This window comes from Fontisubflavum oceani, assembly GCF_030407165.1.
Classification (GTDB): domain Bacteria; phylum Pseudomonadota; class Alphaproteobacteria; order Rhodobacterales; family Rhodobacteraceae; genus Rhodophyticola; species Rhodophyticola oceani.
Genome location: NZ_CP129111.1, coordinates 2,252,692 through 2,272,435, shown reverse-complemented (window position 1 = coordinate 2,272,435; position 19,744 = coordinate 2,252,692). Strand labels below are relative to the sequence as shown.

Below are 19,744 nucleotides of genomic sequence, written 5' to 3'. Positions count from 1 at the left end.
GCAAACTATTTTGCGATGATCCTGTCGAAAAATAATTTCGTTTGCAACTTTCCTGTCTTAAATTGATGAAAATCCCAACAAAAAAGGCCGCCCAAACAGGCGGCCTTGATTGATTTTGAGAACGGAAGCGTCGCTTAAGCTTCGTCTTCCAACGCATCGACGGCCTTTTGCAGGTCATCTTTCGAGACGTCTTTCTCTGCAACATCGGCCATCTCGAACACGAAATCGACAACCTTGTCTTCAAACAGCGGCGCGCGCAGCTGTTGCTGTGCTTGCTGGTTCTGCTGAATGAACTCAAAGAACTCACGTTCCTGGCCTGGATATTGCCGCGCCTGATTCATGATCGCTTGGGTCATCTCGGAATCGGATACCTGCACGTCATTCTTCTGCCCCAGTTCGGCCAGAAGCAGGCCCAAGCGCACCCGGCGCTCGGCAAGTTTCTTGTGCTCATCGGTGGTTTCGATCTCACCATGGTCATGGCCCTGCACGTCAGGGTTTTCCTCATGCCACAGCTGATGCGCGATCTGACCGGCTTCCGCATCGACCAGCGACGGCGGCAGGTCAAACGCCACCTGCGCATCCAATTGATCCAGGAGCTGCCGTTTCAGCACTTGCCGGGCCGCGCCCGCGTATTCGGCTTTCATCCGCTCTGCGATCTGGCCTTTCAGCGCCGCCAAGTCCTCGGCCCCATATTGCTTGGCCAGATCATCGTTGACCTCGGCAGGGACCGGTTTCTTGACCTCTTTGACCTTGCATTCAAACACGGCGGCTTTGCCCGCCAGATGCTCGGCCTGGTACTCCTCGGGGAAGGACACCTCGACGTCTTTCTCTTCGCCGGCTTTGGTGCCGATCAACTGCTCTTCAAAGCCCGGGATGAAGGAGTTTGAGCCCAGGACCAGCGGATAGTCTTCGGCCGCGCCGCCATCGAACGCCTCGCCATCGACCTTGCCAAGGAAATCGATCACAACCTGATCGCCATCGGCAGCCTTGCCTTTCTTGGTTGCGAAGTTCTGTGCGCTCTCGGCAATCTTGCCAAGCGCCTCTTCCACATCCGCCTCGCCCGGGGCCACAACCAGCCGCTCCAGCGTCAGCTTCTTGTAATCCACATCCGGGATCTCGGGCAGCGCTTCGTAAGACATCGCGACGACGATATCGTCGCCCTCTTTCCAGTCTTCGTTGACCATCTTGATCTCGGGCTGCATCGCCGGGCGATCACCGCTCTCCTCCAGATGGCTTTGCATCGCGCCATCGACGGTTTCCTGCATCGCCTCGCCCATCAGACGCTGACCAAACTGTTTCTTAAGCAGCGGCATCGGCACTTTGCCTTTGCGGAAGCCCTTCATCTCGACCTCGGGCTGCGCCTCGGCCAGTTTTTCATCCACCTTCGCGTCCAGCTCAGCACCCGTGATGGTGATCTCATAGGCGCGTTTCAGTCCGTCGTTCAGCGTCTCGGTGACGTTCATAGGGGTCCTCACATAGGTGACATGGGCACCGGCGGTGGCACCCTCAAAGAATTTGCGCCTTACTAGTGGTGGCAACGGGGGCATTCAACCCCGAAAACAAGGGCGAAGACAGCGTGAGTATGACAGTTCGAGCCGAGAGCAATCGGACCTTGTCAGCCTCCGCAGAACACCAAAGAGGCAGAGAAGAACGCTCAAGCATGACTTACTTGTCAGCCTTCAAAGATGACTCGGACGCCGCCAGAGACGCGTTCAACTTGATCCACAGGTTCGGCCAAAACAGGGAGCCCACGCACATCCTCGAAAATCGTAGTGACTCGCTATGAGTTGCTGCGAAAGGGTCCTCTATACTTGCAAAACGTGTGCCCCCGAACTCGGCCGCGTGTCCGCGCCGTCGTATTCAGAGCCCCATGACCGAAGCTTCGAGGTTACTCAGACAGGTAACCCATTGAAATAAAGATATTTTAGGAAGCATATATCGAGGCTATGAATTGGTGCCCCCACACGGACTCGAACCGCGGACCCTCTGATTACAAATCAGATGCTCTACCAGCTGAGCTATAGGGGCGAACCGTTCTTTGGTCTCTTTCGCAGAACGTGGCGCGGATATAGCAACCAAAACCATGCGGATGCAACGCATAAAATTGCACCTTGTGACAAGGCGTCGAACAAGCTCACAGACTCGATGGTACTCACCCACAGGCTCTCTCAATCAAAAGAGCGTTTGCGGAATTCGACGTCGTATCCGTTGGCGACATTCTTGACACGCCTCAATTGGCCGAGACCAATCCAACAATCAAATGGCGAAGTCCAAGCCAGGCTCCGACCCAGATCGAGGCAGCGACCAGTGGGGCCGTGATCGAAAGAAGGGACAGGGCTGACAGCCCCTGCCCCACACTGCACCCGGCCGCGAGGACGGCGCCGACGCCCATGAGTGCGCCGCCTGCCAACTGGCGTTTCAACTCCCGCGGGTCTTCGCAGGCTTCCCATCGGAACCCGTCGCGGATCACACTACCGATAAAGCCGCCCATCACCACACCAAGGACGGACCCGATTCCAAAGCTTGGCGCCAGAACTGTGGAGAACATCACATAACGGATGGCATCGCCAATCGGCGCGGTAAAGGTGTGGGAGCCGATCCGTAGCGCTTCGAACCCATGGGTGGCGACCCAATAGGTCCCCACAAAACCCGAACTGATCGCGAGGCCCACCATCGCGCCCCAGAACAAGCGCGGAAGGCGGTCCCTCGGCCCGATCCATCGCAGCGCGGCCACGATCAAGACCGCGCCGATGACGCCCCCGATCGCCGCAGGCGAGACCCCGAAGGTGCCCGACAGGATATGGGCATAGCCCGTTGCCGTATCGGGCTCCGGAATGGTTGGAAAGAGCGTGGCGCGGATCGGGCTGAAGAGCCCGCTGATCGTCACATAGGCCGCAACGCCCATCACCAGCGCAATCATCAGCGCCCGCAGGTCGCCGCCGCCGAGCCGGGCGAGCATCCCATAGCCGCAATTGCCAGCCTGGGCCATGCCATAGCCGAACAAGAGGCCACCAAGGATCGCGCCGAAAACCGAATACCGGTTCGATAGGTAAATCGTCTGGCCCAGGTCAATCAGGCCCGCGGCGCTCGCGCCAAAATTGGCCAGCATAGCAACGCCCAGCGCCGCCACCCACATCCAGAGGCGGCCCCGGTCATCGCCATAATGCACGTCTTCGATCATGCCGAGCGTGCAGAATTGACCCAGCCGCGCCGCAAGGCCCAGGACGACACCGCCCACAAGCCCAATAAGCAGCACAAGCTGCGCCTCAGAGATAAGGTCGAGCACGTTCCCTCCCATGCACCGACCGCAGGTCTCTCAACTGACGATCTTAGGTGCAGAACAACTCGTAGACTTGTTCGATGATCTTGCGCGCCCGATCATCTGTCAAACGATAAAAGATTTGTTTGCCCTCTCTGCGGGCCGTCACCAGCCCTTCCAGCCGCAGTCGGGAGAGCTGTTGCGACACCGCCGCTTGGCGTGAGGCCAAGAGCCGCTCGATATCAGTGACCGACCGTTCGCCATTGGCCAAGGCACAGAGGATCATCAAACGACCCTCATGGCTGATCGCTTTCAGAAAATCCGACGCGGTCTGCGCATTGGCGCGAATCCGGGCCTTCGTCGCTTCGTCCATCGTGGCGTCGAGGTCAGGCAGAATCGTCGACATCGCAGTCTCCCCGCTTGGCGGGATCGCACGATCCATCGCGACGGCGCTGTGTATGTCGGTGTTCTCAGTCATCGGCAGTCCCTTTTTCCGGCTGAGACATGGGATATGGGGGCTGAGAGGTCAATAAAAACGTCCTATTCCCTTAATCAATTAATCGTCGGTGTGGCCCAATCAGGATCGGCTCGATCCAAGAGTTGTCCAAGTTGCCACCAGAAAAACTCCTCTCCCGGATAGCCTTCGATCCGCCCGACCTCTTGGCCCTCATCAATCAAGAGAAAGGTGGGGGTGTAGACCGGCGCGCTGGTCAAGGTCAGATCATCGATTTGGGGCGCGCCCATCGTGACCCTGTGCAACGGTGCGGCGAGTCCTTCGGGTGTAATCGGATATTCCGGCCCGACCTCCGCGCGCCAGCGCGCGCACCACATACAACCGGGTTCCTCCACCATCACCAATGTCATCTCGGCCTGGGCGATGCGTGGCGCCGCCACACCGGCAACACCAAGAACGACCGTGACAAGGCACAGCCGAATTAGAAAAGGGATGATTGACCGGATCGACATATTATCTCTAATATGAATATTTGAATGTGAAGTCACGTAGGTAACGCATGTTTGATATCACGACAACGGGTGCGTTTCTAGCCGGGCTTCTGTCCTTCCTGTCGCCCTGCATCCTGCCAATGGTGCCGTTTTACCTCAGTTATCTTGGGGGTGTGAGCGCCGCGCAGGTCGCCAATGGCGCGCCGGTTACGGCGGCAGTGCGGACCCGCGCGATCTTTGCCGCCTGCATCTTCGCAGCGGGTATTATGACGGTTTTTGTGGGGCTTGGCGCCTCTGCCTCGGTCTTTGGGCAAGTCTTGCGGGATTGGTTCGACATCCTGCGCTGGATCGCGGCGGGGCTGATCATTGTCATGGGTCTGCACTTCCTTGGGGTGTTCAAAATCGGGATTTTGAACCGGCAGTGGCAGGCCGACACCAGCAGCATGTCCAATCTCAGCCTCGGGGGCGCGTATTTGATCGGATTGGCCTTCGCCTTTGGCTGGACGCCCTGCGTCGGGCCGGTCTTGGCCGCGATCCTGTTCACTGCGGCGGGCACCGATACCGCGAGCCAAGGGGCTTGGCTGCTGACCGCCTATGGGCTGGGCATGACCCTGCCCTTCATTGGTGCCGCTGCCTTCGTCGGGCCGTTCATGGTGCTGATGGGGCGGTTCCGTCGCCATCTGGGCGCGGTGGAGAAGACGATGGGGGCGTTTTTGATTCTGTTCGGCGTGCTCATCGCCACCAATGGGCTGCTCTATATCGGGCAGTGGATGATTGAGAATTTCGAGGTGTTCCGGACGATGGGATGAGGATCGACCGGACGGCAATTCAGGAGGAGGTTTGCCATGTGGATGCGAGCGATGATTGCGGCGGCGATGCTGGCGGTGAGCCCCGTCATGGTTCAGGCAGAAGCCGTTGGGGATGATGGGCTGCATATCGCGCCCTGGCTGAATGACACATTCCGCGATCTGCGCGAAGATCTGGACGAAGCGAATGCCAATGGTCAGCGGCTGGCGATCATCATTGAACAGCGCGGCTGCATCTACTGCACGCAGATGCATGAAGAGGTCTTCGTCGTTCCCGAGATCGAGCAGATGCTGACCGAGGATTTCTTTTTCGTGCGCATCAATATGCACGGCTCGACCGAAGTGACTGATTTCGACGGCGAGATGATGAGCGAGCGCGATGCCGCGCGGCGCTGGCGCACCCTGTTTACACCGACGATCCTGTTTTTCCCGGAGGACGTGCCCGAGGACCTGACGGCCACCGAGGCCGCCGTTGTCACCATGCCCGGCGCGTTTGAGCGTTGGACAACCTTCAACATGCTGACCTGGGTGTTGGACAAAGGCTACGACAGCGAGGAAGATTTCCAGCGCTATCACGCCCGGATGCTGCAAACCCAACTGTCTCAGGACAACTGAGCATCGAAAAACAAGGGCACACGACCCTCATATGCAAAAAATCAAATGTGTTGTTGCAAGGAGGGGGTCGGTCTGGCTACGGTATACCATAGACGACCGACTCGTCTAAGGGAGGAAATCAAAGTGATGCGCCATTCGCTGTTGGCGGCCGCTCTAATTATGGCCGCAACAACCCTAAACGCCGATGTGATCGCGCCATCGGACGTCATAACAAACGAATACGGAGATATCGCGGCATCGCTCACCGGTCAGCCCGGTGACCCTGAGCGCGGCGTCGAAGTGATGACCGATCGCGGCTTGGGCAATTGCATTGCCTGCCACCAGATCACCGCTTTGGAAGAGTTTCCGTTCCACGGAGAGGTCGGGCCATCGCTCGACGGGGCCGGCGATCGATGGGATGTCGCAGCGCTGCGCGGGATCATCGTCGACGCCAAGAACGCCTTCCCGGGCAGTATGATGCCGTCTTTCTATCGAACCGATGGCTTCATTCGGCCCGGCAACGGCTATACTGGCCGCGCCGCCGAGGGGCCGGTGGACCCAATCCTCACAGCGCAAGATGTCGAAGACATCGTGGCATATCTACAATTGCTCACCGAGTGACCGGCGGGCAGGAAAAGGAGATCAGAGCATGACATTCACTCGTAGGCAGTTCGTCGGCACAACGCTGACCGCCGCCATCGCCCTTGCGACCCTTCCCGGTCTGGCTCAGGCCGATGCGGTCGATGACGCCATCAGCGCCTTCACCGGCGGCGCCGAGATGGGCTCCGATGGGATCACGTTGATCGCGCCCGAGATCGCCGAGAACGGCAACACGGTGCCAATTGAAGTCGACGCCCCCGGCGCCGAGTCGATCATCGTCTTCGCCCCCGGCAATCCGAACCCGGATGTGGCCACGTTCAATTTCGGCCCGCTCTCAGGCTCCTCCGCGGCCTCGACCCGGATTCGCCTGGCTGGTGAGCAAGATGTGATCGCCGTCGCCCGTATGCGGGACGGCACCTATCAAATGGCGCGCCAGAATGTGCGTGTGACAATTGGCGGTTGCGGCGGCTGAGCCGGGCGAGGAGAGACTAAAAATGGCAGAAAACGTAACACCCCGGGTTCGGGTTCCTCGCGAAGCTTCCGCTGGCGAGACGATCTCGATCCGGACCTTGATCAGCCACCCGATGGAGACAGGCCAACGCCGCGATGGAGATGGCAACCTGATCCCCCGCTCGATCATCAACCGCTTCGTTTGCAGCTTTAACGGCGAGACGGTGCTGGATGTCACGATCGAGCCCTCGGTATCGACCAACCCGTATTTCCAATTCGAAGCTGTGGTCCCCGAAAGCGGCACCTTCACCTTCACTTGGTATGACGACGACGGGTCGGTCTACGAGGAAACCGCTGATATCGCCGTCAACTGACGCGCGGCCATCGAGGGAGGATGGACATGGCCAGGATCAACACAAAAAAACTGGGGCTTATGGGCGGGGTCGCGGTGGCAGCCCTGGGGTTTGCAAGCTTGTCGCTCGCCGATATCGGCGACGATGAAAGCCTTGTCGTTAACGGCGAGATCGAAATGGTGATCGAAACCGAGGCGCCGGAGCATCTCGATGGCGCGTTGCGGACGATCTATTCGGGATGGGTGTTCCGCACCGATGAAACCCAGGCCATGCAGGCCGATGATTTCGACAATCCCGGCATGATCTTCGTCGATCAAGCCCGTGACACCTTCAACACGGCCATGGGGACAGAGGGCAATAGCTGCGCCTCTTGTCACGAAAACCCAGAGTCGCTGCGCGGTGTGCGCGCGACGTATCCGCAATGGGATGAAGAGCATGGCGGTGTGCAAACGGTCGAAATGCAGGTCAATGAATGCTTGACCGAACGTATGGGTGCCGAACCCTACGGCTATGACAGCGGTCCGATGCGCAACATGACCGCCCTGATCGCATCGGTCAGTCGGGGGATGGAGATTAACGTCGCCATCGACGGCCCGGCTGCGGAAACCTGGGAACAGGGGCGCGAGATCTACTATACCCGTTACGGCATTCTGGAGCTGAGCTGCGCGAACTGCCACGAGCAAAACTATGGCAACAACATCCGCGCGGATCACCTGAGCCAGGGCCAGATCAATGGTTTTCCCACCTACCGTCTGCGCAACGCGCGTCTGAACTCGGTGCATGGCCGGTTCCGCGGCTGCATCCGCGACACCCGCGCCGAGACCTTCGCGCCCGGCAGCCCGGAATTCATCGCGCTGGAGCTGTATGTGGCGACACGCGGCAATGGTCTGACGGTGGAAGGCCCGTCGGTCCGCAACTAGTTCTCTCCCTGCCCATCCCGGCTTCGGCTGGGGTGGGTTCGTTCAATCACATTCACAAAACAGAATGTAAAGCGAGGCCCGTTTCATGATCTCCCGCCGACACTTTGTCCAGGCCGCCCTGGCCACAACCGCACTTTATGGGGCTTCGGGCTTTGGCAATTGGTCACGGCTCTCGGCGCAACAGGCGCTCAGCCAAGAGGACCTAATCGGCTCCTCCAATTTCGGCAATGTGACCCTGATCCACATCACCGATATCCACGCTCAGACGCAGCCGATCTATTTCCGCGAGCCGGAGTTCAACCTTGGCGTCGGCGATGCCTTTGGCCAACCGCCGCATCTAGTCGGTGCCGAGTTCCGCCGCGCTTATGGGATCGAGCAAGGCTCGGCCATGGATTACGCGCTGACCTATGATGATTTCACTTCGATGGCGCAGGCTTATGGCCGGATGGGCGGGCTGGATCGGATCGCCACCGTGGTCAAAGCGATCCGGGCGGAGCGGCCAGATGCTTTGCTGCTGGATGGCGGCGACACTTGGCAGGGCTCCCTACCCGCGCTGCGGACCGATGGCGCCGATATGGTACACCTGTTCAACGCGCTTGGCGTTGAGGCGATGACCTCACATTGGGAATTCACGCTTGGCTCCGACCGGGTGCGCGAGATTGTCGAGGGGCCGCTCAACCCTGCCTTCCTGGGCGCCAATATCTTCGATGTGGAATGGGACGAGCCGGTCTTTGACGATTACAAAATCTTTGAACGGAACGGCACGTCGATCGCGGTGATCGGTCAGGCCTTCCCTTATATGCCTATCGCCAACCCATCCTGGATGTTCCCGGAATACTCCTTCGGCCTGCGCCGCGAACGCATCGCTGAGGTGGTCGATGAGGTGCGCGCCGCCGGTGCCGAGGTGGTCGTTCTGCTTTCGCATAACGGCTTCGACGTGGATCGGCAGTTCGCCCGCGATATCCCCGGGATCGACGTGATCCTGACCGGGCATACCCATGACGCCCTGCCCGAAGCGGTCCAGGTCGGCAACACGTTCCTGATCGCTAGCGGTAGCCACGGCAAATTTGTGACCCGGCTAGACCTGGACGTGCGCGATGGCCGGATGATGGGCCTCGAGACACGGCTGATCCCGATCTTCTCCGATGTGATCGCGCCAGACCCAGAGATGGCCGCCTTGGTCGCCGAAACCCGCGCGCCGTTCGAGGACGAGATGGCGGAGGTGATTGGCACCTCGGGGTCGCTTCTGTTCCGCCGTGGCAATTTCAACGGCACCTGGGACGACGTGATCTGCAACGCGCTGATCTCGCAGCGCGACGCCGAGATTGCGCTCAGCCCGGGGTTCCGGTGGGGCGCGGCCATCCTGCCCGGCCAAGAGATCACCCGCGAGGACATCTACAACGTCACCGCCATGTCCTACCCCAACGCCTATCGCACCGAGATGAGCGGCGAGCGGCTGAAGACGATTTTCGAGGATGTGGCCGAGAACATCTTCAACCCCGACCCCTATTACCAGCAAGGCGGCGACATGGTGCGCATCGGCGGCATGGGCTACCGGATCGACCCGCGCGGCGAAAGCGGCAACCGCATTTCGGAGATGACCGTCCTGGCCACGGGCGAGCCAGTGGACCCGAGCCGCAATTACGTCGTCGCCGGGTGGGCCAGCGTCAATGAAGGCACCGAAGGGCCGCCGATTTGGGATGTGTTGGAAGACCATATCCGGGCCGAAGGCACCGTGAATATCGAACCGAATAACAGCGTGGATGTGGTGTCGGGCTAGGGCCTGACGCGCATGACACGGATGACACGGATGACCGAACAGACGAAAGGACCAGGCATGGCCGATGATCCGAACTTCTCTTCCTCCCGCAGGAAATTCCTCGGCGGGGCGGCCGTAGCTGGCGGCGCGCTGGCAAGTGGCAAACTGGTGCACGCGCAGGCCGCAGGCCCGGACCCGTTAATCACCGAGTTGCAGCCTTGGCAGCAATATCTGGGCCCCGGTGTGGATGCCGCGCCTTACGGTATGCCCTCACCCTTCGAGGCGCATGTTGTGCGCCGCAATGTGCCTTGGTTGACGGCAGATGCGGTGAGTTCGGTCAACTTCACCCCGCTGCATGAGTTGGAAGGCATCATCACCCCCAACGGCCTCTGTTTCGAGCGCCACCATGGCGGCGTGGCCGAGATTGACCCTGGCATGCACCGTCTGATGATCAACGGGCTGGTGGACAATCCGCTGGTCTTCACGATGGAAGACCTCCTGCGGTTCCCACGTGAGAACCGGACCTATTTCCTGGAATGCGCCGCCAATACCGGCATGGAATGGCGTGGTGCGCAGCTCAATGGCTGCCAGTTCACCCATGGCATGATCCACAATGTGGTCTATACTGGCGTGCCGCTGCGGCTGCTCCTCGAAGAGGCGGGCCTGCGCACGAACGCGGCTTGGGTCCTGCCCGAAGGTGCCGATGCCGCCGCGATGACCCGCTCGGTTCCGTTGGAAAAGGCAATGGATGATTGCCTGGTCGCCTTCGCGATGAATGGGGAGCGGCTGCGCCCGGAACAGGGCTATCCGATCCGCCTGGTCGTGCCCGGTTGGGAAGGCAATATGTGGGTCAAATGGCTCCGCCGGATCGAGGTGGGCGATGAGCCCTGGCATCACCGGGAAGAAACATCGAAATACACCGACCTTCTGGAAGACGGCCAGGCGCGCCGTTTTACCTGGGAGATGGACGCCAAATCGGTCATCACCAACCCCTCGCCGCAAGCCCCGATCACCCATGGCCCCGGGCCGACCGTGATCACCGGCGTTGCCTGGTCTGGTCGTGGCACGATCCCACGGGTCGACGTGTCGCTGGATGGCGGCGCGAATTGGGTGCAGGCGCGGATGTCGGGGCCAAGCCTCGATAAGTCGATGCACCGCTTCTATTACGAATTCGATTGGGACGGGCGGCCGCTTCTGTTGCAAAGCCGGGCGCATGACTCCACCGGATATGTGCAGCCGACGAAGGATCAGCTCCGCGAGATCCGGGGCGAGAACTCGATCTATCACAACAACAGTATTCAAACCTGGGCCATCGACGAAACGGGCCAAGCCGAAAATGTGGAGGTTGGCTAAGCCATGAAGAAGATTTTGCTTTCGGCCTCTGCCCTGGTGATGGGGTTCTCCTTGGTCGCTCTGGCGCAGGAAAACCCGGCCCCATCGCGCGATGGCGGCTATGGCCTCGGGCGCACGGCGCTTCCCGAAGAGATCGCGGCCTGGGATATCGACATCCGCCCGGATGGCGCGGGCCTGCCCGTGGGCGAAGGCGATGTTTGGACCGGTGAAGAGGCCTATGTCGACTATTGCTCGGCCTGCCATGGCGACTTTGGCGAAGCCGTGGGCCGCTGGCCGGTTCTGTCAGGCGGATTTGGTAGCCTGGATGGCGAGGACCCGGTGAAAACCATGGGCTCCTATTGGCCTTATCTTTCGACCGCCTGGGACTACATCCACCGCGCGATGCCCTATGGCGCGGCGCAATCGCTGGAGGATGACGAGGTTTATGCGATCCTCGCCTATCTGCTCTATCTCAACGAGGTCGTGGAGGATGATTTTGTCCTCTCCAACGAGAACTTCGCCGAGATCGCGCTGCGCAATGAGGATGGATTTTTCCTCGACAACCGGGCCGAGGTGGAATTGCCGCTCTTCAGCCAAGAGCCCTGCATGACCGATTGCAGCGATCCGGTGGAAATCACCATGCGCGCCGCAGTTTTGGACGTCACGCCGGAGACCGAAGGTGAGGAGGTTGCCGCCGAAGAGGCCGCGGTCGTCGAAGAAGAGGCCATGCCCGAAGCCGCTGGCCCCGACCCTGAATTGGTCGCGGCGGGCGAGGCCGTCTACCGCCGCTGCTCCACCTGTCATCAGATCGGCGAAGGCGCGGTCAACCGCACCGGCCCGCTGTTGAACGGTATCTATATGGCCACCGCCGGAACACGGGAGGGGTTCCGCTATTCCCCTGCGATGAGCGGGGCGGGCGAAGACGGGCTGATCTGGGATGTGAAACCCTCGCCGCTTATCTGACCGATCCGCGCGGGTTCCTGCGTGGGAACCGGATGGCCTTCCAAGGCCTGCGCTCGGAGGAGGAGATCGCCGCAGTGATCGCCTATATCCGCGCCAACGGAGGCGAATAGCACCATGTTGGCCCGCGCGCTCCTCTCCGGCGCATTCGCCGTTGCTGTCTTGGCCCTGCCAGGGCAGGCGGAGGATCGGGGCGAGGGGGAGGTGCTGTTTCGGCCATGCGGGGCGTGTCACATGATTGGTGACGGGGCCGTTCACCGCGTCGGCCCGCATCTGAACGGCCTTTTTGGGCGGCCCATTGGCGGCGCTGAGGGGTATGAATACTCCGACGATCTGATTGCGGCGCGCGACCGTGGCGTGATTTGGTCCGAAGAGCTTCTGGACCGGTTTCTCGCCGGTCCACGCGATACGTTTCGCCAAACAAGCATGGTGTTTCGCGGCATCCGATCACCGGAAGATCGCGCCGCTCTGATCGGCTATCTGCGCTCCGAAGGTGGCACGGCGGAGGCTCAGAATGGTGCCGAACCCGCCGCAATTGACCCTGAGATTGCCGCGATTTTGGAGATCGCGGGCGATGTCGCATATGGTGCCTATCTGTCATCGGAGTGTACGGCCTGCCACCGCGCGACGGGTGGTGAAGACATCCCGTCGATCGCTGGTATGGCACCCTCGGTCTTCATTGCCGGGATCGTCGCCTACCGCAATGGCACCCGCGAACATCAAGTCATGAACACATTGTCGGCGCGCCTTGGCGATGAGGAGATCGCCGCGCTTGCCGCCTATTTCGAAACCACAGAGTGAGGGGGATTTCGCGGACCGACCGGTGTCCAATTTAACCGGAACGAAACGGCCCTTCGGGGCAAAGGGGAGGAAGACAATGACATTCAACAGACGCATATTCCTAGGCTCGGCTGCCGCCGTCACGGCGTCGCTTGCCACACCGATCGTGATCAGCGCGCAAGGCCGTCCACGCGTGGTCGTGGTTGGCGGCGGCGCAGGCGGGGCCACCGCCGCGCGCTACATCGCGAATGATAGCCAGGGCGCCATCGACGTCACGCTGATCGAACCGACGCGGGCCTATTACAGCTGCTTCTTCTCAAATCTCTATCTGGGCGGCTTCCGAGACTATGACAGTCTTGGCCATTCCTACGGCAATCTGGCCGCCACTTACGGTGTGAACGTGGTTCATGACTGGGCCGTGGCGGTCGATCGCGACGCCAAGACCGTGCGTTTGGCCGGTGGCGGGGCGGTACGCTATGACCGCTTGGTGCTTAGCCCCGGGATCGATTTTATCGAAGACAGCGTGCCGGGCTGGTCGCTGGCGACGCAGAACGCCATGCCGCACGCCTATAAGGCTGGTAGCCAGACGCAGCTTTTGCGGGCTCAGGTGGAGGCGATGCCCGAGGGCGGCACCTATGCGATGGTTGCGCCGCCCAACCCGTTCCGCTGCCCGCCCGGGCCGTATGAGCGGATCTCGATGGTCGCGCATATGCTGAAGCAAACCAATCCAACGGCCAAAATCCTAATCGCCGACCCGAAAGAAGGCTTCTCCAAACAGGGGTTGTTCGAAGACGGGTGGGAACGCCACTATCCCGGTATGATCACCCGGATCGGCCCGGATTTTGGCGGCGATGTGGTGGAAGTCGACGCCGAGGCAATGACATTGTCGATCGATGGCGCTGTTGAGAGTGTGGATGTCTGCAACGTCATCCCGGCGCAACGCGCGGGCAGCATCGCCTTTGCCGCCGACATCACCGAGGGCAACTGGGCGCCCGTTTCGGCCTACGATCTGTCCAGCCGGGCGGATCCAGAGATACATGTGCTCGGCGACAGTGCGGCCCAAGGCGCGATGCCGAAATCGGGCTTCTCGGCCAACAGCCAGGCCAAGGTCTGCGCCAATGCAATCGTGGCGGCGCTAAGTGATGGCCGGGCCTTCCCGCCGCGCTTCTCCAACACCTGTTGGTCGCTGATCGATACTGATGACGGCATCAAGGTCGGCGCGACTTATGAAGCCTCAGACGAGGGCATTGTCTCCACTGGCGGCTTTGTCAGCCAAGTCGGCGAAACTGCAGAGGTGCGCGCAGAGACCTATCGCGAAAGCCTGGATTGGTATGCCGCGATCACGTCCGACATGTTTGGATAACCCAAAGCGGGCGGCCGGGGTTGAACCTCGACCGCCCGAGTCCCTGAACCGGAGGAGATCTTATGAAGAAAGCACTCGCATTTATGGCGGCCCTACTGATCACGGGCCAGATGGCCGCGGCGGATCAGGCGATCACCTTCGACTATGATGGCAGTTTCGACGATGCGACCTTCGCCGTCGAAAACGCGATCGTAAACCGCGGCTTGGTGATCGATTACACCAGCCATGTTGGTGACATGCTGAACCGCACCGCGGCCGATGTCGGTTCGGATGTGGTGATCTTCGAACAGGCCGACATCTTCGTATTTTGTTCGGCGGCCGTATCGCGCCGGGTGATGGAAGCCGACCCAATGAACCTCGCCCACTGTCCCTATGGCATCTTCGTGGCCGAGATGGATGGAGAGGTCATGATCGGGCACCGGGCTTATCCTGACGGTCCGATGCAAGAGGTCGAAGCTTTGCTGGATGCGATCATCCTCGAAGCGCTCAACGAATAGGTGGCCGACCGCCCCCCGGTGGTGTCGTTTCCCTTCGCCGTTTTGGCAGGGCAGCGACCGGAACATGTCCCCTACCCCGACCAGGCGTCGGTATTGACCTTGGTCAACGTGGCGCATGCGCCAACCGGCTAAGCTCCGGCACACCGACGGGACGGAGGCGTGATCATGCTTGAAGATCTGCTCATCACATTGGGGGAGCCGCGCATGCTGGCGCTCGCGGGTGCCGCGACGGGCGTGATCTTTGGTTGGGCCGCGCAACGATCCCGGTTCTGCTTGCGTGCCGCCACGGTTGAGGTCGCGGGCGGACGGTTCGGCCCGCGCATGGCGATCTGGTTGATCGTGTTCTTCACCGCGCTGATGCTGACGCAAGCCGGTGTCGGTTCGGGTCTATTCGATGTCTCCAGCACGCGGCAACTTGCCGGAACCGGGTCGCTGTCAGGCGCCATGATCGGCGGGCTGCTGTTCGGGGCGGGCATGATCTTTGCGCGCGGCTGCGCCAGCCGCCTGCTCGTTCTGTCGGCAACCGGTAATCTGCGGGCGCTGGTCACCGGTCTGGTCGTGACATTGGTGGCCCAGGCCTCCTATCGCGGTGTGTTGGCGCCAGCGCGAGAGAACATCGCCGGTCTCTGGACCATCGATGGCGGCACCGCACGGCATTTGCTGGCCCCGTTTGGCATTGGCCCGACGCTGGCGGCTCTCATAGCCGGTCTCGCCCTTCTGGGGGCTTTCGTTTTGGCCCGGCGCCGCGCCTTATCGGTCGGTATGATCCTCGCGGGTGTCTTTGTGGGCGGGGCGGTGGCCATGGGCTGGGGCCTGACAGCCTCCATAGCAGCCACGTCCTTTGAAATCGTGCCGGTCTCAAGCGTCACCTTCACCGGTCCATCGACCGACACATTGATGGCCTTGGTCACAGAGCGCAATCTGCCGCTCTCCTTCGGATTGGGCCTGGTGCCTGGTGTGTTCGCAGGATCGTTCGCGGCTTCGGTTCTGAACCGAGAGTTTTCGATCGAACGGTTCGGCCCCGACGCGCCGATGGAGCGCTACCTCTTAGGAGCCGTCATGATGGGCTTCGGGGCGATGCTGGCCGGGGGCTGCGCCGTGGGCGCGGGCGTGTCGGGCGGCGCGGTCTTGTCGATCACCGCACTCATCGCGGTGTTCTTCATGTGGGTCGGCGCGGTTTTGACGATCTGGCTGACCCGCAGTACAACGGACGCCGCACTCGCATAGAAAGCGGGCAAACGTCCCTGCCCGCCCATGCCAAAGCTTTTCACATCGGTATGTTTTCGAGGTCTTGCTGTGCCGCCGGATCCCCCGCCTCGGCATGATACGGGCAGGCAACGATGTGGTTATCCCCGATATCCGCAACCATCGGTATCTCTGCCGCGCAGGCAGGCCGCGCGATCGGGCAGCGCGTCCGAAATACGCAGCCAGAGGGCGGCGCGAGAGGTGATGGCAGTTCACCCTCCAAAACCGGGCGATGACGTGCCCGCTCGGCCTTGGGCGACGGGATCGGAACCGAGGCGATCAGCGCCTTGGTATAGGGATGGCGCGGATTTGCGATCAGATCCGCCGCGCTCGCGGCCTCGACGATCCGGCCCAGATACATCACCGCGATGCGGTGCGAGATATGACGCACAACACTCAGATCATGGGCAATGAACAGAAGCGAGAGGTCCATTTCCCGCTGCAAATCCTGCAACAGGTTCACCACCTGCGCCTGCACAGACACATCAAGCGCGCTGACCGGCTCGTCGCAGACCACCAACTCCGGCTCGGTGATCAGCGCCCGGGCGATGCCAATCCGCTGGCACTGACCACCGGAGAACTCATGCGGGTAGCGGTTGATCAGCGCGGGCAAGAGGCCGACGCGCTCCATCATCACGCCGACCTTATCGCGCACCTCGGTCTTGGACAGATCGGGGTAATGGGTGACCAAGGGTTCGGCGACCACCTGGCCGACGGTCATGCGCGGGTTCAAGGCGGCCAGCGGGTCTTGAAACACCATCTGCACATGGCGCCCATGGGCGCGTCGCTTGGCCGGACTCATCGCCATGATGTCTTCGCCACGCCATAGAACTTGCCCCGCGCTGACCGGCACAGTGCCGACGATCGCGCGGGCCAGCGTGGATTTGCCCGACCCACTTTCACCCACCAGGCCAAGGGTCTTGCCCGGCTCAAGCATAATGGACGCTTCCTTCACCGCCTGCAGCTTGGCCGGCGGCGTCCAGGGCCAGGCACCATGTCGCATCACATTGAAGGTGACACTGACATCATTGACGGCGAGAAGCGGCTCACTCATGCGATATCCTCCCGTGCCGCGTGACAGGCGCGGAACCGGCCATCGCCGAACCCTTCGAGCGGTGGCATGGATAACGCGCAGGGTTCATGGCGCGCCGGGCAGCGCGGGCTAAACGGGCATCCGGGCGGCAACGCCGTCAGATCGGGGGGATCGCCCGGGATGGTTTGCAGCGAGGCTTGCGGGATATCGAGGCGCGGCACCGCGTTCAAAAGGCCAAGTGTGTAGGGATGCGACGGCGCTTCAAACACATCATCGGTCGTCCCAATCTCCATCACCTGCCCGCCATACATCACCAGCGTCTCGGCGCAGGCCCCCGCGACAATTGCCAGATCATGGGTGATCAGGATCAGCGCCGTACCGAAATCGCGTTGAATGTCGGCCATCAGCTCCATGATCTGGTTCTGAACCGTCACATCAAGCGCAGTGGTCGGCTCGTCGGCGATCAGCAGTTTCGGGCGGCAAAGCAGCGCCATGGCCGCCATGATCCGCTGCCGCATGCCGCCGGAGAACTCATGGGGATACATCCGAAGCCGCGAGCGGGCATCAGGGATGCGCACTGCGTCCAGCATCTTGGCGCTTTCATCCAACGCCGCGCGCTTCGACGTGCCCTTGTGCAGCATCAGCACCTCGGCCATCTGGTCGCCGACCCGCATATAGGGGTTGAGCGAGGTCATCGGGTCCTGAAAGATCATCGCGATCTCATTAGCGCGGATCTTGTTTATCTTCGCTTCGGGCAAGTTGAGGATTTCTTGATCCTGAAACCGTACCGAACCTTTGGCATGACCGTTCTTGGCCAAAAGCCCGAGGATGGCGAAGGCAAGCTGCGTCTTCCCGGAGCCGCTTTCGCCGACAATCGCCAAGCTATCTCCAGCATTCAGCGACAGGTTCATCCCATTGACCGCATGGACCTTGCCATCCGGCGTATCGAAGCTGACACTCAGATCGGTGACATCTAACAAAGCCATGAATTACCGATCCTTCGGGTCGAGCGCATCACGCAGGCCATCGCCCACAAAGAAGAAGCCAAATAGCGTGACGACGAAAAAGAAAAGCGGTGCCAACAGCATCCAGAGCGTGCCGTTGTTCATCTCAGCCGCACCATCATTTATCAGCGCGCCCCAACTGGTCAGCGGCTCTTGCACGCCGAGGCCCAAGAAGCTGATGAAGCTTTCATAGATGATCATCGAGGGGACAAGCAGCGTTGCGTAAACGATCACCACGCCGAGCAGATTTGGGATGATGTGGCGCAGGATGATCCGAAACGGCGCGACGCCAGTGGCTACGGCGGCTTCGACGAATTCCTTGCCGCGCAGGGTCAGCGTCTGACCCCGTGCGATCCGCGCCATGTCGAGCCAACTGATCAGCCCGATCCCGATGAAAAGCATCAGCATGGAGCGGCCAAACACCACCAAGAGCAGGATCAAAACAAACATATACGGGATCGACATCAGCACATCGACGATCCGCATCATGATGTTGTCGAGCCGCCCGCCATAATAGCCCGCGATCGCGCCATAAAGCGTGCCGACGATGACGGAGATCAGCGCGCCGACAACCCCCACCATGAGCGAGACTTGCGTGCCTTGCACCGTCCGGGCGAAGAGATCCCGGCCAAGCGCGTCAGTCCCGAACCAATGGCCGGTTTCGAGCGAGGGCCGACCGGCCTCGGCCACATTGCCCAGCACATTCCAATCGATATCCTCATAATTCCAAGGCGCGATGAACGGGCCGATCAGGGCGAAGGCCGTCACGAGCACCAGAACGACGAGCCCGGCCACAGCGGCGCGGTTGCGGAAGAAACGGGCGCGCGCATCGGCCCAAAGAGACCGGCCCTTGATGGGGGCGGCAGCCGCCAGATCATCCGCGATGGCTTTGGTCGCGAGCATGGGCTTAATACCGAATTTTCGGGTCGATCCAGGCGTAAAGGATATCGACCAAGAGGTTGAAGAAGATGGTGAGCGCGCCAAGCAGAACGGTGATGCCCATCATCACGCCATAGTCGCGGTTGAGCGCGGAGGCGACGAAGAACTGCCCGATCCCGCCGGTAGAGAAATAGATATCGATCACCACCGAGCCGGTGATCATGCCCACAAAGGCGGGGCCGAGATAGGAGATTACCGGCAAAAGCGCAGGTTTCAGCGCATGGCGGAAGATCACACGGCGCATCGGCAGGCCCTTGGCCCGGGCGGTGCGGATGAAGTTTGAGGTGAGCACCTCCAGCATCGAGGCGCGCGAGATGCGGGCGATCGAGGCCATGAAACTGGTCGACAGCGCGATCACCGGCAGGATGATGAACTGCCACTGCCCGCCTTGCCAGCCGCCGCCGGGCAACCAGCCAAGCCAGAGCGTGAAAACCAGCACCAAGATCGGGGCCAGAACGAAATTCGGCAAAACCTGCGCGCCGATCGAGACACCCACGGCAAGATAGTCGAGCCAGGTGTTGTGACGCACGGCTGCGAGAATCCCAAGCGTCCCCCCGACCAGCACCGCAACAACAAAGCTCCAGAACCCATAGGTCAGCGTCACCGGGAAGCCTTGGCCGATCAGGTCATTCACATCCTGATCGCGATAGATGAAGGAGGGCCCGAAATCGAACTGGGTCACGATTCCAACGACATAGCGCCAGATCTGCACGAAAAACGGCTGATCTAGCCCGTATTGCGCCTCCAGATTGGCCAGCACTGCCGGCGGTACACCGCGCTCGCTGGCAAACGGGCTGCCGGGGGCGGTGTACATCAACACGAATGTACCAATGATCAGGATCAGCAGGACCGGGATCGCGACCAGGAGACGTTTTATTATGAAAGCAATCATCGGAGCGATGTAG

At 60.9% G+C, this 19,744-nt stretch carries 22 protein-coding genes and 1 tRNA gene; 14 read left to right on the top strand and 9 right to left on the bottom strand.

Annotated features, from left to right (window positions below; translation table 11 throughout):
• Window positions 1–134: 134 nt before the first annotated feature.
• The 5 genes from tig to QTA57_RS11590 all read right to left on the bottom strand — a co-directional run bounded on the left by tig (window position 135) and on the right by QTA57_RS11590 (window position 4,225).
• Window positions 135–1,463, bottom strand: a complete 1,329-nt coding sequence (gene tig, locus QTA57_RS11610; RefSeq protein WP_290151571.1) for a trigger factor — start codon at window positions 1,461–1,463, stop codon at window positions 135–137.
• A 489-nt stretch (window positions 1,464–1,952) separates the two neighbouring features.
• Window positions 1,953–2,028, bottom strand: a tRNA-Thr gene (locus tag QTA57_RS11605).
• Between the two features lie 202 nt (window positions 2,029–2,230).
• Window positions 2,231–3,286 (bottom strand): YeeE/YedE family protein, encoded by a 1,056-nt coding sequence (locus QTA57_RS11600; protein ID WP_290151570.1) that lies wholly within the window; start codon window positions 3,284–3,286, stop codon window positions 2,231–2,233.
• Window positions 3,287–3,329: 43 nt separating this feature from the next.
• Window positions 3,330–3,632 (bottom strand): ArsR/SmtB family transcription factor, encoded by a 303-nt coding sequence (locus tag QTA57_RS11595; protein WP_253261211.1) that lies wholly within the window; start codon window positions 3,630–3,632, stop codon window positions 3,330–3,332.
• Between the two features lie 179 nt (window positions 3,633–3,811).
• Window positions 3,812–4,225 (bottom strand): thioredoxin domain-containing protein, encoded by a 414-nt coding sequence (locus QTA57_RS11590; RefSeq protein WP_290151568.1) that lies wholly within the window; start codon window positions 4,223–4,225, stop codon window positions 3,812–3,814.
• 47 nt (window positions 4,226–4,272) lie between these two features.
• Between QTA57_RS11590 and QTA57_RS11585 the strand changes: the two genes are divergently transcribed.
• The 14 genes from QTA57_RS11585 (at window position 4,273) to QTA57_RS11520 (ending at window position 15,845) form a co-directional block, all read left to right on the top strand.
• Window positions 4,273–5,013, top strand: coding sequence for a cytochrome c biogenesis CcdA family protein (locus tag QTA57_RS11585; protein ID WP_290151566.1), 741 nt, complete (start codon window positions 4,273–4,275; stop codon window positions 5,011–5,013).
• A 36-nt stretch (window positions 5,014–5,049) separates the two neighbouring features.
• The gene (locus QTA57_RS11580; RefSeq protein WP_407933474.1) at window positions 5,050–5,625 is read left to right on the top strand and encodes a thioredoxin family protein; all 576 of its coding nucleotides are present in this window, start codon (window positions 5,050–5,052) and stop codon (window positions 5,623–5,625) included.
• A gap of 126 nt (window positions 5,626–5,751) precedes the next feature.
• Window positions 5,752–6,225 carry a sulfur oxidation c-type cytochrome SoxX gene (soxX, locus tag QTA57_RS11575; protein ID WP_290151565.1) on the top strand — a complete coding sequence of 158 codons (474 nt, stop codon included), beginning with the start codon at window positions 5,752–5,754 and terminating at the stop codon, window positions 6,223–6,225.
• A 28-nt stretch (window positions 6,226–6,253) separates the two neighbouring features.
• On the top strand, window positions 6,254–6,676 hold the full coding sequence (soxY, locus tag QTA57_RS11570) for a thiosulfate oxidation carrier protein SoxY (RefSeq protein WP_290151564.1): 423 nt from the start codon (window positions 6,254–6,256) through the stop codon (window positions 6,674–6,676).
• A gap of 22 nt (window positions 6,677–6,698) precedes the next feature.
• A complete protein-coding gene (soxZ, locus tag QTA57_RS11565; RefSeq protein ID WP_145208004.1) occupies window positions 6,699–7,028 on the top strand; it encodes a thiosulfate oxidation carrier complex protein SoxZ in 330 nt (109 codons plus the stop codon).
• 59 nt (window positions 7,029–7,087) lie between these two features.
• On the top strand, window positions 7,088–7,927 hold the full coding sequence (gene soxA / locus QTA57_RS11560; protein ID WP_171559834.1) for a sulfur oxidation c-type cytochrome SoxA: 840 nt from the start codon (window positions 7,088–7,090) through the stop codon (window positions 7,925–7,927).
• An 85-nt stretch (window positions 7,928–8,012) separates the two neighbouring features.
• The gene (gene soxB / locus QTA57_RS11555) at window positions 8,013–9,707 is read left to right on the top strand and encodes a thiosulfohydrolase SoxB (protein ID WP_290151563.1); all 1,695 of its coding nucleotides are present in this window, start codon (window positions 8,013–8,015) and stop codon (window positions 9,705–9,707) included.
• A 57-nt stretch (window positions 9,708–9,764) separates the two neighbouring features.
• Window positions 9,765–11,039 (top strand): sulfite dehydrogenase, encoded by a 1,275-nt coding sequence (gene soxC / locus QTA57_RS11550; protein WP_290154873.1) that lies wholly within the window; start codon window positions 9,765–9,767, stop codon window positions 11,037–11,039.
• Between the two features lie 3 nt (window positions 11,040–11,042).
• Complete coding sequence (locus tag QTA57_RS11545; RefSeq protein WP_330696678.1) at window positions 11,043–11,981, top strand: c-type cytochrome; 939 nt, start codon at window positions 11,043–11,045, stop codon at window positions 11,979–11,981.
• A gap of 114 nt (window positions 11,982–12,095) precedes the next feature.
• Window positions 12,096–12,779, top strand: coding sequence for a c-type cytochrome (locus QTA57_RS11540; RefSeq protein WP_290151562.1), 684 nt, complete (start codon window positions 12,096–12,098; stop codon window positions 12,777–12,779).
• A gap of 76 nt (window positions 12,780–12,855) precedes the next feature.
• Window positions 12,856–14,121 carry an NAD(P)/FAD-dependent oxidoreductase gene (locus QTA57_RS11535; protein WP_290151561.1) on the top strand — a complete coding sequence of 422 codons (1,266 nt, stop codon included), beginning with the start codon at window positions 12,856–12,858 and terminating at the stop codon, window positions 14,119–14,121.
• 83 nt (window positions 14,122–14,204) lie between these two features.
• A complete protein-coding gene (locus QTA57_RS11530) occupies window positions 14,205–14,618 on the top strand; it encodes a DUF302 domain-containing protein (protein WP_407933520.1) in 414 nt (137 codons plus the stop codon).
• Window positions 14,619–14,750 (top strand): hypothetical protein, encoded by a 132-nt coding sequence (locus QTA57_RS11525; protein WP_290151559.1) that lies wholly within the window; start codon window positions 14,619–14,621, stop codon window positions 14,748–14,750.
• 33 nt (window positions 14,751–14,783) lie between these two features.
• Complete coding sequence (locus QTA57_RS11520) at window positions 14,784–15,845, top strand: YeeE/YedE family protein (RefSeq protein WP_290151558.1); 1,062 nt, start codon at window positions 14,784–14,786, stop codon at window positions 15,843–15,845.
• Window positions 15,846–15,885: 40 nt separating this feature from the next.
• On the opposite strand, the gene QTA57_RS11515 is transcribed toward QTA57_RS11520, so the two are convergent.
• The 4 genes from QTA57_RS11515 to oppB are packed head-to-tail and all read right to left on the bottom strand — an operon-like array spanning window position 15,886 to window position 19,731.
• The gene (locus tag QTA57_RS11515) at window positions 15,886–16,917 is read right to left on the bottom strand and encodes an oligopeptide/dipeptide ABC transporter ATP-binding protein (protein WP_290151557.1); all 1,032 of its coding nucleotides are present in this window, start codon (window positions 16,915–16,917) and stop codon (window positions 15,886–15,888) included.
• Window positions 16,914–17,882 (bottom strand): oligopeptide/dipeptide ABC transporter ATP-binding protein, encoded by a 969-nt coding sequence (locus QTA57_RS11510; protein ID WP_290151556.1) that lies wholly within the window; start codon window positions 17,880–17,882, stop codon window positions 16,914–16,916. The genes QTA57_RS11515 and QTA57_RS11510 overlap by 4 nt, the downstream gene beginning before the upstream one ends.
• A 3-nt stretch (window positions 17,883–17,885) precedes the next feature.
• On the bottom strand, window positions 17,886–18,803 hold the full coding sequence (locus QTA57_RS11505) for an ABC transporter permease subunit (protein ID WP_290151555.1): 918 nt from the start codon (window positions 18,801–18,803) through the stop codon (window positions 17,886–17,888).
• A gap of 4 nt (window positions 18,804–18,807) precedes the next feature.
• Entirely contained in the window at window positions 18,808–19,731 is a 924-nt protein-coding gene (oppB, locus tag QTA57_RS11500; RefSeq protein ID WP_145207987.1) for an oligopeptide ABC transporter permease OppB, read from the bottom strand.
• Window positions 19,732–19,744 lie beyond the last annotated feature (13 nt).

Bases quoted from the DNA above. Each gene is read 5' to 3' on its own strand.
- QTA57_RS11505 (WP_290151555.1), bottom strand. From the start codon at position 18,803: ATGCTCGCGACCAAAGCCATCGCGGATGATCTGGCGGCTGCCGCCCCC.
- QTA57_RS11530 (WP_407933520.1), top strand. From the start codon at position 14,205: ATGGCGGCCCTACTGATCACGGGCCAGATGGCCGCGGCGGATCAGGCG.
- soxX (WP_290151565.1), top strand. From the start codon at position 5,752: ATGCGCCATTCGCTGTTGGCGGCCGCTCTAATTATGGCCGCAACAACC.
- soxY (WP_290151564.1), top strand. From the start codon at position 6,254: ATGACATTCACTCGTAGGCAGTTCGTCGGCACAACGCTGACCGCCGCC.
- oppB (WP_145207987.1), bottom strand. From the start codon at position 19,731: ATGATTGCTTTCATAATAAAACGTCTCCTGGTCGCGATCCCGGTCCTG.
- QTA57_RS11520 (WP_290151558.1), top strand. From the start codon at position 14,784: ATGCTTGAAGATCTGCTCATCACATTGGGGGAGCCGCGCATGCTGGCG.
- QTA57_RS11510 (WP_290151556.1), bottom strand. From the start codon at position 17,882: ATGGCTTTGTTAGATGTCACCGATCTGAGTGTCAGCTTCGATACGCCG.
- soxZ (WP_145208004.1), top strand. From the start codon at position 6,699: ATGGCAGAAAACGTAACACCCCGGGTTCGGGTTCCTCGCGAAGCTTCC.
- QTA57_RS11540 (WP_290151562.1), top strand. From the start codon at position 12,096: ATGTTGGCCCGCGCGCTCCTCTCCGGCGCATTCGCCGTTGCTGTCTTG.
- QTA57_RS11515 (WP_290151557.1), bottom strand. From the start codon at position 16,917: ATGAGTGAGCCGCTTCTCGCCGTCAATGATGTCAGTGTCACCTTCAAT.
- soxC (WP_290154873.1), top strand. From the start codon at position 9,765: ATGGCCGATGATCCGAACTTCTCTTCCTCCCGCAGGAAATTCCTCGGC.
- tig (WP_290151571.1), bottom strand. From the start codon at position 1,463: ATGAACGTCACCGAGACGCTGAACGACGGACTGAAACGCGCCTATGAG.
- QTA57_RS11585 (WP_290151566.1), top strand. From the start codon at position 4,273: ATGTTTGATATCACGACAACGGGTGCGTTTCTAGCCGGGCTTCTGTCC.
- soxB (WP_290151563.1), top strand. From the start codon at position 8,013: ATGATCTCCCGCCGACACTTTGTCCAGGCCGCCCTGGCCACAACCGCA.
- QTA57_RS11580 (WP_407933474.1), top strand. From the start codon at position 5,050: ATGTGGATGCGAGCGATGATTGCGGCGGCGATGCTGGCGGTGAGCCCC.
- QTA57_RS11535 (WP_290151561.1), top strand. From the start codon at position 12,856: ATGACATTCAACAGACGCATATTCCTAGGCTCGGCTGCCGCCGTCACG.
- QTA57_RS11545 (WP_330696678.1), top strand. From the start codon at position 11,043: ATGAAGAAGATTTTGCTTTCGGCCTCTGCCCTGGTGATGGGGTTCTCC.
- QTA57_RS11590 (WP_290151568.1), bottom strand. From the start codon at position 4,225: ATGTCGATCCGGTCAATCATCCCTTTTCTAATTCGGCTGTGCCTTGTC.
- QTA57_RS11595 (WP_253261211.1), bottom strand. From the start codon at position 3,632: ATGGACGAAGCGACGAAGGCCCGGATTCGCGCCAATGCGCAGACCGCG.
- soxA (WP_171559834.1), top strand. From the start codon at position 7,088: ATGGGCGGGGTCGCGGTGGCAGCCCTGGGGTTTGCAAGCTTGTCGCTC.